17 protein-coding genes are annotated in these 14622 nt (G+C 48.5%); 15 read left to right on the top strand and 2 right to left on the bottom strand.

From position 1 onward, the window contains the following. The 9 genes from CMM32_02195 to CMM32_02155 form a co-directional block, all read left to right on the top strand. Positions 1-973: signal recognition particle protein (locus tag CMM32_02195; GenBank protein MBT05716.1), on the top strand; the 973-nt coding region annotated here is incomplete at its 5' end. Positions 974-1070: 97 nt separating this feature from the next. Beyond that, positions 1071-1580 (top strand): 30S ribosomal protein S16, encoded by a 510-nt coding sequence (locus CMM32_02190; protein ID MBT05715.1) that lies wholly within the window; start codon positions 1071-1073, stop codon positions 1578-1580. A 36-nt stretch (positions 1581-1616) separates the two neighbouring features. Further along, positions 1617-2135, top strand: a complete 519-nt coding sequence (rimM, locus tag CMM32_02185; GenBank protein ID MBT05714.1) for a 16S rRNA processing protein RimM — start codon at positions 1617-1619, stop codon at positions 2133-2135. Continuing rightward, positions 2135-2905 carry a tRNA (guanosine(37)-N1)-methyltransferase TrmD gene (locus CMM32_02180; protein MBT05713.1) on the top strand — a complete coding sequence of 257 codons (771 nt, stop codon included), beginning with the start codon at positions 2135-2137 and terminating at the stop codon, positions 2903-2905. Before rimM ends, CMM32_02180 begins: the two co-directional genes overlap by 1 nt. A gap of 18 nt (positions 2906-2923) precedes the next feature. Continuing rightward, positions 2924-3343: a 50S ribosomal protein L19 gene (locus CMM32_02175; protein MBT05712.1), complete on the top strand. Its 420-nt coding sequence runs from the start codon at positions 2924-2926 to the stop codon at positions 3341-3343. Positions 3344-3375: 32 nt separating this feature from the next. After that, complete coding sequence (gene leuC, locus CMM32_02170) at positions 3376-4782, top strand: 3-isopropylmalate dehydratase large subunit (protein MBT05711.1); 1407 nt, start codon at positions 3376-3378, stop codon at positions 4780-4782. 66 nt (positions 4783-4848) lie between these two features. Further along, on the top strand, positions 4849-5454 hold the full coding sequence (gene leuD / locus CMM32_02165; protein MBT05710.1) for a 3-isopropylmalate dehydratase small subunit: 606 nt from the start codon (positions 4849-4851) through the stop codon (positions 5452-5454). A gap of 23 nt (positions 5455-5477) precedes the next feature. Next, a complete protein-coding gene (gene leuB, locus CMM32_02160) occupies positions 5478-6590 on the top strand; it encodes a 3-isopropylmalate dehydrogenase (protein ID MBT05709.1) in 1113 nt (370 codons plus the stop codon). Between the two features lie 130 nt (positions 6591-6720). Continuing rightward, a complete protein-coding gene (locus tag CMM32_02155; protein ID MBT05708.1) occupies positions 6721-7734 on the top strand; it encodes an aspartate-semialdehyde dehydrogenase in 1014 nt (337 codons plus the stop codon). Here the strand turns inward: CMM32_02155 and CMM32_02150 are convergent. Then, complete coding sequence (locus CMM32_02150) at positions 7725-8582, bottom strand: pyridoxal kinase (protein ID MBT05707.1); 858 nt, start codon at positions 8580-8582, stop codon at positions 7725-7727. The two genes, CMM32_02155 and CMM32_02150, sit on opposite strands and share 10 nt — an antisense overlap. A 181-nt stretch (positions 8583-8763) precedes the next feature. Here CMM32_02150 and sdhC point away from each other — a divergent pair, with 181 nt between their 5' ends. From sdhC to CMM32_02120, 6 genes are all read left to right on the top strand, one after another. After that, a complete protein-coding gene (gene sdhC / locus CMM32_02145) occupies positions 8764-9159 on the top strand; it encodes a succinate dehydrogenase, cytochrome b556 subunit (GenBank protein ID MBT05706.1) in 396 nt (131 codons plus the stop codon). Beyond that, positions 9156-9530 carry a succinate dehydrogenase, hydrophobic membrane anchor protein gene (sdhD, locus tag CMM32_02140; protein ID MBT05705.1) on the top strand — a complete coding sequence of 125 codons (375 nt, stop codon included), beginning with the start codon at positions 9156-9158 and terminating at the stop codon, positions 9528-9530. The genes sdhC and sdhD overlap by 4 nt, the downstream gene beginning before the upstream one ends. Next, entirely contained in the window at positions 9527-11323 is a 1797-nt protein-coding gene (locus tag CMM32_02135) for a succinate dehydrogenase flavoprotein subunit (GenBank protein ID MBT05704.1), read from the top strand. The genes sdhD and CMM32_02135 overlap by 4 nt, the downstream gene beginning before the upstream one ends. A 41-nt stretch (positions 11324-11364) precedes the next feature. Beyond that, positions 11365-12141, top strand: a complete 777-nt coding sequence (locus CMM32_02130; GenBank protein MBT05703.1) for a succinate dehydrogenase iron-sulfur subunit — start codon at positions 11365-11367, stop codon at positions 12139-12141. A 29-nt stretch (positions 12142-12170) separates the two neighbouring features. Continuing rightward, a complete protein-coding gene (locus CMM32_02125) occupies positions 12171-13124 on the top strand; it encodes a sodium:calcium antiporter (protein MBT05702.1) in 954 nt (317 codons plus the stop codon). A 73-nt stretch (positions 13125-13197) separates the two neighbouring features. Continuing rightward, positions 13198-14382: a carnitine dehydratase gene (locus CMM32_02120; protein MBT05701.1), complete on the top strand. Its 1185-nt coding sequence runs from the start codon at positions 13198-13200 to the stop codon at positions 14380-14382. Between the two features lie 31 nt (positions 14383-14413). Here CMM32_02120 and CMM32_02115 read toward each other — a convergent pair whose 3' ends face one another. Continuing rightward, positions 14414-14611 (bottom strand): hypothetical protein, encoded by a 198-nt coding sequence (locus CMM32_02115; protein MBT05700.1) that lies wholly within the window; start codon positions 14609-14611, stop codon positions 14414-14416. Positions 14612-14622: the final 11 nt, after the last annotated feature.

Genomic DNA, 14622 nt, shown 5'->3' with positions numbered 1-14622 from the left:
AACTTTGTTAGCATCACTTGACGTCTATCGTCCCGCTGCACAAGAGCAACTCGCTGTATTGGGGCAACAGGCGAGTGTTTATACATTGCCGATAGTAGCTGGCCAACAACCGGTGGCTATAGCAGAGCGAGCTATGCAGGCTGGCAAGCTAGGTGGGTACGACGTTGTTTTGCTAGATACGGCTGGGAGGCAACACGTCAACGAAGTACTTATGACGGAGTTGTCGGATTTGCATCGGGTGACCCAACCATCTGAGACCTTGTTGGTTGCGGATTCACTGATTGGCCAGGATGCTGTGAACATGGCTTCTGGCTTTCAGCAGCAGGTTGATCTGACTGGGTTGATCCTAACCAGGGTTGATGGCGATGGGCGAGGAGGTGCCGCCCTGAGCGCTAGGGCTGTTACGGGGTGTCCTATCAAATTCATGGGCGTTGGGGAAGGGCTCGAGGCATTAGAAGAATTCCATCCAGGGCGCATAGCTTCACGTATTTTGGGTATGGGAGACGTTGTTTCTCTTGTGGAGAAAGCCCAGGAAACTTTTGACGAGGATGAGGCTAACGCACTGGCGGCTAAGGTGCAGAAGGGGGCCTTTGATCTAGAAGATTTTGCGACGCAAATCTCACAGATAAGGAAGATGGGCGGTATGGACGGGTTGTTGTCCATGCTTCCCGGTGTAGGTAAGGTTAAGAAAGAGCTCAAAAAAGGTGCGATTAACTCTGACCAGTTAATTCGGCAAGAAGCTATAATTCGTTCAATGACCTTGGCGGAGCGACGGAACGCGAAGGTCTTGAACAGTTCCCGAAAACGTCGTATCGCAGCTGGGTCGGGGACAACTATTCAAGATGTTAACCGCTTGCTAAAGCAATATAAGGATATGCAATCCATGCTGAAGCGGGCGAAGAAGATGGGGAAAAAGGGTTTGATCCCTAACAATCTAAAGGGTTTAATGCCTTCAGGATTTCCTCCGCAATAGCTCTATGTTGCGCGATGAACGTTGTGGCAACAACCCTTGAAAGAAAAGCGAAAGACCAAATGTGGGTCGTGTGGAAGATTAAAGGAGTTTATTAGATATGGCAGTAAGAATCCGCTTGAGCAGGGCGGGAGCAAAAAAGAGGCCTCACTACCGGGTTATAGTGGCGGATTCCCGTAGTCCTCGCGATGGTCGGTTCTTGGAACGTGTGGGGACCTATCATCCGTTGTTGTCCCGGGATAATCCTGATCGGGTAAAGTTAAAGATTGAACGTATAAAATATTGGCTTGAAAAGGGAGCAACCCCCTCTGGTAGGGTTGCGAAGTTTCTTGGGGCAGAAAATTTGGTTGAGGTAACTCAAGGCAATAATCCCCAAAAAGCCAAACCGAAGGCCAAGGCGCAAGAACGTTTGGATGAACTAGCGAAGGCCTCGGAAGAGAAAGAGGCTGAGGGAAGTTCAGAGACAAATGTCGAGCCTGATGCCACTGAAGCCCCAGTTGAAACAGATGTCCAGAGCGGCGAGGAGCCTGCAGAGGGCTCATCGGATAAGGAAGATGCCACCGAAGAGCCAACAGCCTCGGAGCCCGCGTCTGATAAAGAGCAGTCTTAGGCGAGGCGCCACTGCCTGATTAATGGAATATTGATTATGTCAGAGGTTTTGCGCCGGGTCTGTGTAGGAAAAATAACGGTGCCNCACGGGTTGAGAGGCTTGGTGAAGATTAAGCCATTCACGGAGANGATGGGAACGATNGCTGATTTTCCNCAGTTCCAGGATGAGANCGGGGNACAGATTTCCCTTTCTGTTGTTGCCGAACAAAAANCCCACCTAATTGCNNAAATTAAGGGTGTCTCCGAAAGGACCCAAGCNGAGGAGTGGGTTGGGAAGAGCCTCTANGTTATGCGATCNGATTTGCCGTCGCTGGGGCCGGACGAATACTATTGNGCTGACTTGNTNGGNTTGAACGTGATGACNGNCCACGGNGAGCCTGTTGGGATAGTTCAAGACGTCCATGACTTTGGCGCGGGAGGTATATTGGAAATTGAGCGTGACGGCGGAGAGGAATTATTGCTGTCTTTTAGCTCAGAGACGGTGGTGGCTGTGGATATGGCTGCCTCTCGCGTAGTGATATCGAGAACTGCCTCCCAATTTCACGAGGGTGAATAGTGTCTGGGGCCTCAAGTTGGACCACCCACCTGCTAACACTGTTTCCTGGAATGTTTCCGGGGGCCCTCGGGGTTGGCTTAAGTGGGTCGGCAATGGCTAAGGGCTTGTGGACACTGAAAACAGTAGACATCAGGACCTTTGCAGGCGATAAACACGGGTCTGTGGACGGGGCCCCGTATGGAGGTGGGGCAGGTATGGTGCTTAGGAGTGATGTGGTTGCCAGGGCACTTGACAGTATTTTGGATGATTGTAGTGGAGCGGATGGGGCCAGTGTAGCGAGGGTGTGTCTGACCCCCAGAGGCTTGCCGGTCTCGCAAAAGGATATTAGGCGGTTCGTGTCGGGATCAGGTATGGTCCTGTTGTGTGGCCGATTCGAGGGTATTGATCAAAGAGTAATAGAAGCAAGGGATCTGGAAGAAATTAGCTTGGGCGATATTGTATTATCTTCTGGGGAGCCCGCTGCGTTGGCTCTGATAGATGCTTGTGTGCGCTTGTTGCCGGGTGTAATGGGTAATGATGAAGGTCTTGTGACAGAGAGTTTTGAGAGGGAATTGTTGGAATACCCCCATTATACACGGCCCCGCATCTGGGAGGGATTAGAGGTGCCGGAGATTCTTACTTCGGGTGACCATAAAAAAATTGATTCTTGGCGTCGTCAACAGGCCGAGGTTGTTACGAAGGAGCGGCGGCCCGATATGTGGAAGCGGTACAAGTCGATGGGTTTAGGTGACAAAACCCAGGTTGGTAGATTGGAAGGCGAGAGCGACTAAATCGATGAGGATAAAGTGATGAACGTGATCGGTGAGTTAGAACAGGAACAAATTGAAAAGTTGACTGCTGAGAGGGACTTCCCCCTTTTCGCGGCCGGCGACACGGTTCGTGTCCAAGTGCGGGTAGTGGAAGGCACTAGAGAGCGACTTCAGGCATTTGAAGGAGTCTGTATTGCGCGGTCAAATCGCGGTTTGCATACTGCCTTCACGGTGCGGAAGATAAGCAATGGGGAGGGCGTGGAGCGTATTTTCCAACTCTATTCTCCTTTGATACAAAGTATCGAGCTACTCAGGCGGGGAGATGTGCGTAGAGCTAAACTATATTACCTGCGTGGCCGTACTGGAAAATCCGCACGTATTTCAGAAAAGCGAGTGGAGCGGCGGGTCGATAACGGATCGCAGGCCGGGGAAGCTAATAAAACTGACGGGGGTTCCTAAGTCGCTCTGATTGAGCGACAGGACTAACACCTATGAACGTGCCGCGCACTCTGTTTGATAAGATTTGGGATTCGCATGTGGTCGACGAGCAGGATGATGGTACCTGTCTGATTTACATAGATCGTCACCTAGTGCATGAAGTAACTAGCCCACAGGCTTTTGAGGGGCTAAGGGTTGCTGGCAGGAAACTGAGGAAACCAAAGGGCACGTTGGCTGTAGCTGATCACAATATACCGACCAAAGAACGATCGGCGGGCATTTTGGATGAGACCTCGAGGATCCAAGTCGAAACATTGGAGGAGAACGTGGCAGAGTTTGGAGTGCCGTACTTTCCGCTTACTGATGTCCGTCAAGGTATTGTGCATATAATAGGCCCCGAGCAGGGTTTTACTTTGCCTGGGTCAACCATAGTTTGTGGTGACAGCCACACGTCCACTCATGGTGCTTTTGGGGCCTTGGCATTTGGGATAGGGACTAGTGAGGTAGAACATGTGCTGGCAACCCAGACTTTAATTCAGAAACGTCCAAAGAATATGAAAATTTTCGTAGAAGGCGCTGTTGGTTTGGGTGTAACAGCGAAGGACGTAATTCTGTCTATTATAGGAAAGATAGGGACAGCTGGTGCTACCGGCCATGTGATTGAATATTGCGGTCCAGCAATCGAAGCGCTTGGTATGGAGGGCCGTATGACAATCTGTAATATGTCGATTGAGGCTGGGGCAAGGGCAGGTTTGATAGCGCCAGATGGTAGTACATTTGATTACTTGCAAGGTCGACCCATGGTGCCAAAAGGTGCTTCCTGGGAGCAGGCTGTGGCAGATTGGAAAAAGTTGCCTACTGATAAGGGTGCTTCTTTCGACCAGGAGGTTACCCTCAACGCTTCGGAGTTGGTGCCCCATGTTACTTGGGGTACTAGTCCTCAGGACACCCTACCTATTACAGGGAGAGTTCCAGACCCAAATAGGGAAAGTGATCCGGGAAGGCGATCCTCGATAGAAAGGGCGCTGGAGTATATGGGCCTCGAGCCAAATGTTTTGTTGACAGAAGTCCCAATTCAGCGGGTATTTATCGGTTCTTGTACAAATGCACGGATCGAGGATTTGCGGGAGGCGGCTGCTGTGATCGGAGATCGACGGGTCGCCGACGGGGTTGGAGCCATGGTTGTTCCTGGGTCGGGCCTTGTCAAGGAGATGGCAGAAAGTGAAGGTCTCGATAAAGTTTTTTTAAGTGCAGGGTTTGAATGGCGAGATCCCGGTTGCTCAATGTGTTTGGCAATGAATGCGGATCGGTTGGAACCTGGGGAGAGGTGCGCTTCTACTTCGAATAGAAATTTTGAAGGGCGCCAAGGGCGAGCCGGCAGAACACACTTAATGAGCCCTGGCATGGCTGCTGCTTCTGCGATTAGTGGGCACCTTTCTGACGTGCGAGATTTTATATAGGTAAATGCACTGGCTCCTAAAATTAAAATGGGCTAGTGCCGGGTATTTTGGAGGGTCTCAGAGACTATGAAGTCATTTACTAGCTTAGACGGGGTCGCGGCGCCTTTGCGAATGATCAATTTGGATACAGACCGTATCATTCCAAAACAATTCTTGAAAACTATAAAGAGAACGGGGCTGGGAAAATTTTTGTTTAACGATTTGCGGTTTGATATGTCTGGGAATGAGATTAAGGACTTTGTTTTGAATAAACCCGCTTATCGCAATGCGAGCATACTAATTGCAGGCCGAAACTTTGGTTGCGGATCTAGCAGAGAACACGCCCCGTGGGCATTAATGGATTTTGGAATCCAATGTGTTATAGCTCCAAGTTTCGCAGATATATTTTACAATAATTGNTTTAAGAATGGNATTTTGCCAATCACCCTCCNGGAGGAAGAGGTCGAGCAACTTTTGAATTCCGCTGAAGATGGAGCCAATGCAGTATTTTCCGTTGATCTAATTAGTCAAACAGTGACGTCGGCTAGAGGCGTATCGTTTGAATTTGAAATAGATCAATTCCGGAAGCATTGTTTAGTAAACGGGTTGGACGATATCGGCCTGACTATGGAAAAGATTGACAAGATCGATTCCTATGAAGAGGGGCGCTCTAATGCAAGGCCTTGGCTTTAGTCATGNGCAGAGGNGGATAATCAATGGCTAAGAACAAAAATTTGTTAGTGCTTCCAGGNGATGGAATAGGGCCAGAAGTCATGGGTGAGGTCCGACGGGTAATTGACTGGCTTGATAGAAGGAGGGCGGTCGGGTTTGATATAAAAGAGGGCCTAGTAGGTGGTTGTTCTTATGACAAACATGGTACGCCATTAACTGATGATACAATGGAACAAGCGATGGGGTCAGATGCTGTGTTGTTTGGTGCAGTGGGGGGNCCAAAATGGGAAAAGTTGGACTTTTCCTTAAAACCGGAGCGGGGCCTTCTTCGGTTGCGGAAAGATATGGAGCTTTTTGCTAATTTAAGACCGGCCGTAGTTTTTGATGCTTTGATAGACTCTTCTAGCTTGAAGCCCGAACTAGTGCGGGGGCTTGATATAATGATCCTCAGGGAACTAACCGGTGGGGTTTATTTTGGCGAACCAAGGGGCGTTGAGGATTTGGGGGACGGTCAGAGGAAAGGCGTTAATACTGAAATTTATACAACTTCGGAGGTAGAGAGAGTTGGGCGCGTCGGTTTTGAACTTGCTCAGAAACGCAAAGGGTTTGTGCACTCGGTTGAAAAGTCAAATGTGATGGAGAGTGGGCAGATGTGGCGTGAGGATATGCAGGCCCTGCAAGAAAGAGAGTTTTCTTCGGTGCCTCTTCGTCATATGCTGGCTGATAACGCAGCGATGCAACTTGTCCGATATCCCAAACAATTTGATGTAGTGGTTACCTCTAACCTTTTTGGGGATATGTTGTCCGATATTGCGGCCATGTTGACAGGTTCGCTAGGCATGCTCCCTTCTGCNTCTTTGGGCGCTGCAGACGAAACTGGGCGGCGGTTGGCCTTGTATGAGCCAGTTCACGGCAGTGCCCCAGATATCGCTGGTGAGGGCAAGGCCAACCCAATTGCCATGCTTTTGTCATTCGCTATGGCCCTCCGTTACTCATTTGATTTGAGTGAGGATGCAGACCTTATAGAGACTGCGGTCAATAAAGTTTTAGACCGAGGCCTTCGGACGGATGATGTAATGCAAGACGGTATGCAGCGGGTATCTACTAGCGCTATGGGTGAAGCGCTCGTATCCGAGCTAGATAAATTAGCGGCGTAATACTTTTAGATAGAAGGGTATCGCTGGAAGGGCCCTTGTCTACTCTTAGCTGCTGAACTTGATTAGGTTGGTCTGGCTTGACTGCAGATACCGGCAATTTTTTGGTATTGGTTGTAGTAGGAGAAGGGTTATGGGATATCGGGTTGCCGTGGTGGGTGCCACAGGGAATGTTGGGCGCGAGATTTTAAATATTTTGGTCGAAAGAGAATTCCCGGTTGATGAGGTATTTGCGGTTGCGTCGCAGAGTTCCATTGGGAAGGAAGTTTCTTTGGGAGACACCGATATACTTAAGGTTCAATCCTTGGAAGCCTTCGATTTTTCGGATGTTGATATTGGATTGTTTTCACCAGGCGGCCAGGTGTCCGCTGAATATGCGCCGCTAGCAGCAGCTTCGGGCTGTATTGTTGTGGATAATACTTCTCACTTTAGAATGGATCCGGCGATACCATTGATTGTGCCTGAAGTTAATCGAGAAGCTTTGGCTGATTTCCGGAATCAGAATATTATAGCCAATCCCAATTGCTCAACTATTCAGATGGTGATGGCCTTGAAGCCGTTGCATGACTTGGCTCCTATCCGGAGAGTNGTGGTCTCTACCTATCAGTCTGTATCGGGAGCGGGCCGTCAGGCGATGGATGAGCTATTTGATCAAACCCGCAAGGTGTTCTTCAATGAGAGGGTAAGCCCTTCAAACTTTACACGGGAGATTGCTTTCAATGTAATTCCGCATATAGACGTGTTTCAACCTGACGGTTCAACTAAGGAAGAACTGAAAATGGTGCAGGAAACCCAAAAAATCTTGGATCCTTCCATAATGGTTAGCGCTACTTGCGTAAGAGTTCCTGTTTTTGTGGGGCATGCTGAGGCGGTTAACATCGAATTTGATGGACCAATAACTATGGAGGAGGCTCGCAGCGCTCTGGAGAATGCTGATGGGGTAGTTGTCATAGATGATCCGGGGAGTGAGGAATATGTCACCCCTATCGAGGCTGCCGGTGAAGGCGCCGTATATGTAAGCCGTGTTAGGGAAGACCCCACCCTTGATTATGGTCTGAACCTNTGGGTTGTTTCCGATAATTTACGGAAAGGGGCTGCTCTTAATTCGGTTCAAATTGCGGAAGCGTTGATCGAAGATTATTTGTAGCCATTTGTGCCCACGAGTTCAGCTGTGAAGGTTGTTGTTGGTCGAAGGACCAGGTGTTGGCCAGCTACCAATGGTAGGTCACGCGCGTCGGTCTTTGCCAAGTTTAGCAGGCTATACACTGTTGATACACATGACGAGAGGCTATCTTGGCAATTTTTTCCAGACAAATAATTCGCCAAAAATACTGCTGAGAGGCAGTCGCCTCGGCCATTGACTGAGGTAGCTAACTTTGGAGTTTCTATCTCCCAAGTATCCCCAATATAGTGGCAAAAAGTACCTATGGTTTTTGTAGANGCGCCTGGACTTGAACTACATAGTCCAATAGTGTGCCNATTAAGGGTGAGTTCCCGAAGGGCNGAAATGGAGATCTCCTTCGTGCTAAGTGATTCTCCACAGAGCAGTTCCAGCTCAAAATGGTTGGGGGTCAAAATGTCTGCAATTGGGAGTAAATGAGTCGAGATAGCTTTTGGCACTTCTCCGGGGACGTAAAGGCCCTTTTCATGATTGCCCATTACGGGGTCACATAGGTAGATCGCAGCTGGGTTGTTTGATTTAACTTGGCCGACCGCATCCGAAATTAGAGGAGCGATGTCAGGGTTTGCAAAGTAACCACTTATCACGGCATCACACTGATTAAATGTACCCAGCTCAGACAGTCCGAAAAGAAGCTCTTGTACGCTTTTTGTACTTAGGTGTTCGCCTCGAAAGCTTGCGTGCCCTGGATGGTTGCTAAAGAGTGTTGTTGGAACAGACCACACGTCAAAGCCAAAAAGTTGGAAGCAAAATACTGCGGTAGAGTTGCCCACATGGCCTCGGGAAACATGCGACTGGATGCTCAAAATATTCATATGTAGAGTTCCTGTGTTGCAAAATACAGAAGTTGTATCAGTGAGGCTTTTCCAAGAGGGTCTAGGTAGGGTAGGTTATCTACTTTAATTGACCAATAATCCAGGATCATCCCTTTTCTGCACCGGCAATAGAGCATATATGTATACTGGACTTAGATGTACTTTTTCAGGGAACTAGCGGATGGGTCAACCGGATCGACCTTTGTCTCCATACCTTCAAGTCTATAGACCTCAACTGAACTCGGTGATGTCGATTTCCCATCGTTTTACCGGTTTGTTCCTGGGGGTTGGGGCATTGTTCTTGACGTGTTGGCTCGTCTCGCTTGCTGCTGGGCCTGTCCAATATTCTATGTTTCATATGTGGGCAGGGTCTATTTTTGGAAGATTTATTCTTCTGGTTTGGACATTCTCCTTGTTTTATCACTTGTGTAACGGAATTAGACACCTCTTTTGGGATGCAGGTTATGGGTATGAATTAAAAANTGCCCTCATTTCAGGATGGGGTGTATTGATTTGTTCCGCTGTGTTGACTGGAGGCCTTTGGGTTTGGATTTTCTTTTTGGGCGCTAGGACATGACCAGGTCGGTTTCTTTGAAGTCCATAAAGGGGCTCGGATCAGCTAAGGGCGGCGTGCACCATTGGAAAATGCAGAGGCTTACGGCTATCGCTCTNGTTCCCTTGTGCATTTGGTTGGCTGTGTCTATCTCATTGTTAGCAAATGCTGAGTATGAGACAATCATCGAGTGGGTGGCCAAACCAGCTGTGACCACCCTATTATTACTGACCATTCCCGCATTATTTTTTCATTTGAAGCTTGGTTTACAGATTATAATTGAAGACTATGTTCATTCCAGACAAGTAAGGTCCCTTTGTTTGATAGGGAATGTTTTTGCTGCCCTTATTCTCACTGTAGTTTCGGTCACAGCGGTATTACGGATATCCCTATGAGAGTTGGTAAAGCCTATCCATTAGAGGAACATAAATACGACGTGATTGTGGTAGGCGCCGGCGGCGCTGGCCTTAGAGCAACATTTGGAATGGCTGAGAAGGGTCTAAAAACAGCTTGTATAACTAAGGTTTTTCCGACGCGTAGTCATACTGTTGCAGCACAGGGTGGGATATCGGCAGCTCTTGGCAATATGGGGGAGGACGACTGGCGCTGGCACATGTATGACACAGTGAAGGGATCTGATTGGCTTGGTGATCAGGATGCAATTGAATATATGTGCCGGGAGGCCATTCCATCTATTATTGAGTTAGAGCAATATGGTGTGCCGTTTTCCCGAACGCCCGAAGGGAAAATATATCAAAGGGCATTTGGTGGGATGACCACTAATTATGGAGATGGCCTGGCGCAAAGGACTTGTGCTNCTGCTGATCGCACAGGGCACGCTATCCTTCACGCTTTGTACCAGCAATCTTTGAAACATAAGGCCGAATTTTTCATAGAGTATTTTGCTATTGACCTTCTTATGGACGATGAAGGCAATTGTTGTGGTGTGATCGCTTTGTGTCTTGAAGATGGCACGCTTCATCGGTTTCGGGGGCAGCTTGTGGTGCTGGCTACAGGTGGATACGGGCGAACGTATTTCTCCTGTACATCTGCCCATACCTGTACGGGCGATGGCAATGCTATGGCCCTGCGGGCAGGTTTGCCTTGTCAGGATATGGAGTTTGTCCAATTTCATCCAACTGGTATCTATGGTGCAGGCTGTCTCATTACAGAGGGGGTGCGAGGGGAAGGCGGTTATCTTACTAATTCAGAAGGGGAGCGGTTTATGGAGCGTTATGCTCCGAGCGCCAAAGATCTTGCCTCTCGAGACGTAGTTAGCCGTTCCATGACTGTCGAAATCCGAGAGGGCCGGGGTGTTGGGGAAAGCGGTGACTATATTGAACTACATTTAGAACATTTAGACCCCGGGTTAATAGCGGAACGGTTGCCAGGTATTTCTGAGACCGCTCGTATTTTTGCAGGGGTTGACGTGAATAAAAGCCCTATCCCCGTTTTNCCAACTTGCCACTACAATATGGGGGGAGTGCCCACAAATTATAGGGGTGAGGTGGTTACTATTAGAGATGGAGAACCAGACGCGGTAGTCAGCGGGTTAAGTGCTATCGGAGAGGCGGCGTGCGTATCAGTTCATGGTGCCAATCGGCTAGGGTCCAATTCTTTGCTTGATTTGGTAGTCTTTGGCAGATCGGCGGCCAATCGGGCTGCTGAGCTGATAACCCCAGGCGGGAGTCATCGACCCCTGCCCAAATCGGCTGATGATTTGTCCTTAGATCGTCTAGATCGTTACCGCAATGCAGATGGGGGAACGTCAACAGCTGTCCTCAGATTGGAGATGCAGAGAATAATGCAAGACCATTGTGCAGTATTCAGAACTCGTGAATCGTTAGAGGAAGGGGATAGAAAGCTATCGGCTCTTTGGGAGCAGCGTGCAGATATTAATGTTTCCGATAAGTCTTTGATTTGGAATTCAGACTTAGTTGAAACGTTGGAATTTGACAATCTATTATTCCAGGCAGTCTGCAATATGCGTAGTGCGCTGCATCGTGAGGAAAGTCGTGGTGCCCATGCTCGGGAAGATTTCCCCGACCGTGATGATGATAACTGGATGAAACATAGTGCCATTTGGTGCAACGAGAGCGGGGAAACACGGATAAATTACCGGCCGGTCCATATGCGAACGCTCTCAAATGAGGTGGATGTTATCCCCCCAAAACCTCGGGTTTATTGAGATTTACCAGTATAGATTTTTGGAGCAGAGGATATTATCAGATGGTTGAATTAAGCCTTCCAAAAAATTCCAAAGTACAAGAGGGCATATTTTTCCCAGTTAAAAGGGGATCAAGCAACGTGCGACGTTTCCGGGTATATCGCTGGAATCCTGACGAAAATAAAAATCCACGAACCGATGTCTATGAAGTTGACATGGAGAATTGTGGTCCGATGTTGTTAGATGTCTTGATAAAGATAAAAAATGAAATTGATTCAACGTTGACGTTTCGACGTAGTTGCCGGGAGGGTGTCTGTGGCAGTTGTGCGATGAATATTGACGGGACCAATACATTGGCATGCACTAAGTTCGTAAGTGACGTGAAGGGTGAGGTGAAAATATTTCCGTTGCCTCATACTCCCGTCATTAAGGATCTTGTCCCAGATCTAAGTCACTTGTATGCGCAATATGCTTCTGTGAAGCCGTGGCTCCAGACGGAAAGCCCCTCTCCGGACAGAGAACGGGTTCAGTCCCAGGAAGATAGAAAGCAGCTAGATGGGTTGTATGAGTGTATTTTGTGCTTCAGTTGTTCAACTAGTTGTCCTAGCTATTGGTGGAATGGTGACAAGTATTTGGGTCCGGCCGCTTTACTGCAAGCCCANCGTTGGATCAAAGATAGCCGGGANGAGGCAACGGGCGAACGGCTTGATGAGCTGGAAGATCCGTTTCGCCTATATCGTTGTCATACTATAATGAACTGTACCAATGCGTGTCCCAAAGGATTGAATCCGGCTAAAGCTATAGGCGAAATCAAAAAAGCTCTCTCTGATAGGCAGTAGGGAGTGTAGCTAGGTAGGACCTTGTTGTTTTGCTTTTAGATTGCTTTTTAATAATTTTCGGTTTTGCTACCTTGCTGTTCGGTGGCGAACTTCTGCTTCGTGGTGGAATACGAACTGCGCGGAGGTTAGGCATAAGGCCGTTTATCATCGGCCTGACGTTGGTAGCCTTTGGTACATCGGCTCCCGAGCTAATAGTTAGCATTCAGGCTCTTCTCGCAGGCCATGCCGATATTGTCATGGGAAATGCTATAGGCTCAAATATTGCCAATATACTTTTAGTTATTGGGCTTTCAGCTTTAATAATGCCAATCTCAGGTACGTCGTTTGGCCCCCGTCCTCAATCCTCTATTTTACTGGGTTTTACTTTTATATTTGGGTGTTTCTCTTTGGGCGGGACATTTGTCTGGTATCACGGCTTAGTAATGATGGCNCTCCTATTCGCTTATCTGAATTGGTCATTCNGAAGGGAGGAGGCAGGTGCCATAGAGAGAATCGACCAGTCTGATAACCTAGGTGTATTAAAGAAGTTTTCTGAGAGTTCAANCCTTCCAATAATTTTNATGGTTGGTGGAATGGNACTTCTTTTGTTGGGTGCTCATTTCTTGGTAGATGGTTCAGTGTCTGTCGCACGAAAGATGGGGNTATCTGAAGCGGTTATAGGGCTTAGCGTTGTTGCTATTGGAACCTCACTACCTGAGTTAGCTACATCTCTTATTGCCGCCTTCAGAGGGTACATGANTGTGGCTGTGGGCAATATTGTTGGCAGTAATATATTTAATTTGTTTGGGGTTGTGGGCATAACTTCTTTAATTGGTGTTGTTCCGGTTGCCTGGGAAATCATAGAAATTGATTTGTGGGTGATGGGGGGTGCGACAATTGTATTCTGTGGCCTTATGTTGATTGGTCGCGCTATTACGCGACCCATGGGCGCTGGGCTCTTTATGCTCTACGCTGTCTATATCTACCACCTGTGGGTTCGGTAAGGAACAATGCATACGGATCTGACTTAGTCTTGGCTGGGCCGTTTTGTAGCGTCGTTTAGAATGGGGGTGCCATATGAAAGTTGAGGAACAAGGGGGTGGGCCGTTAGTGGGTCTCAAGATTGTTGAGCTTGCAGGGATAGGACCAGCGCCTTTGTGTTGCAGCTTGCTTAGTGACCTTGGGGCTACCATCATTCGGGTTGATCGTAATAGGGATGCCCAGCTTGGTGTCCCGCGGGATCGTAGGACAGATTTGTTAAGGCGTGGCAGACATTCTGTGTCGATTGACCTTAAGCAAGGGCTGGGCGTGGAAACGGCTCTNCGTCTAATTGAGGGTGCAGATGTATTGGTGGACCCTTTTCGTCCAGGTACTACCGAAAAACTTGGACTGGGACCTGATGAGTGCTTCGGGCGGAACCCGAGGCTGATCTATGCTCGTATGACTGGATGGGGTCAAACCGGGCCGTTAGCTCACGCAGCGGGGCACGACTTGAATTATCTTTCTCTCACGGGAATTGTACATGCCATCGGATCCAAAGAGATTCCGACTCCACCTCTTAATGTTGTCGCTGACATGGGTGGTGGAGCTATGTCCATGGCGCTTGGAATTATGGCGGGTGTATACGAGGCTAGGAATTCTGGAGCCGGCCAGGTGGTGGATATAGCTATGACCGAGGGCTCCGCATACTTGGCTTTGGCAATGTATGGTATGGCCGCTGTTGGTGATTATTCTCACGATAGGCAAGANAATATNTTGGACGGTGGGGCGCCGTTTTACCGATGTTACGAAACTAAAGATCGTAAATTTGTATCCGTTGCATCTATTGAGGCAAAGTTTTACGATTTGCTGTTGGAAAAGACAGGGCTAAAGGGTGATGCTAATCTCCCTGATCAGTTAGATAAATCTTCGTGGCCAGAAATGAGCGCGCGATTTGCACAAGTATTCAGAACTAAGACGCGGCAAGAGTGGTGCGAGATTATGGAGGGCACTGATGTTTGTTTTGCCCCGGTTCTCACATTTAACGAGGCACCTCACCACCCTCATAATAAGGCGAGAGGGACCTTTGTGGAGGTGGAAGGCGTGGCACAACCAAATCCGGCTCCGCGTTTTAATAGAACTCCTGGTTCTGTTAAGGGGGCTCCGCCGGCAGTTGGTGAGGATACCCGTGAGGGGCTGGTTTCGTGGGGCTTTGAGCCATCAGAAGTTGATGACATGCTGGCAAGTGGGGTAGTGGGGTGGAAAGATGGTCCTCAGCTATAGGGCTTTTTGATCCCTTTTTAGACTTGTGATTTTAGTCGCTCACACTTTTTTCTTTTAATAGCCACAGGAAACAGTATGTGGCTGCTATGGCGCCAATTACCTGGGCAATAATAAACCCTGGAGCGTTAATCGGTGCTATCCCAGAAAATGTATTGGTCAAGCTACGGGCAAGGGTAACGGCAGGGTTGGCAAAAGATGTAGAGGCAGTGAACCAGTACCCCGCGGTTATGTATAAGCCTA

It is taken from the genome of Rhodospirillaceae bacterium (genome assembly GCA_002728255.1).
Taxonomy (GTDB): domain Bacteria; phylum Pseudomonadota; class Alphaproteobacteria; order UBA7887; family UBA7887.
Note: the sequence above shows the minus strand (reverse complement) of the source record. Positions and strands in the feature narration are given on the sequence as shown.

Coding starts and splice junctions, on each gene's coding strand:
- CMM32_02190 (MBT05715.1), top strand. CDS start 1,071: ATGGCAGTAAGAATCCGCTTGAGCAGGGCGGGAGCAAAAAAGAGGCCT.
- CMM32_02175 (MBT05712.1), top strand. CDS start 2,924: ATGAACGTGATCGGTGAGTTAGAACAGGAACAAATTGAAAAGTTGACT.
- leuC (MBT05711.1), top strand. CDS start 3,376: ATGAACGTGCCGCGCACTCTGTTTGATAAGATTTGGGATTCGCATGTG.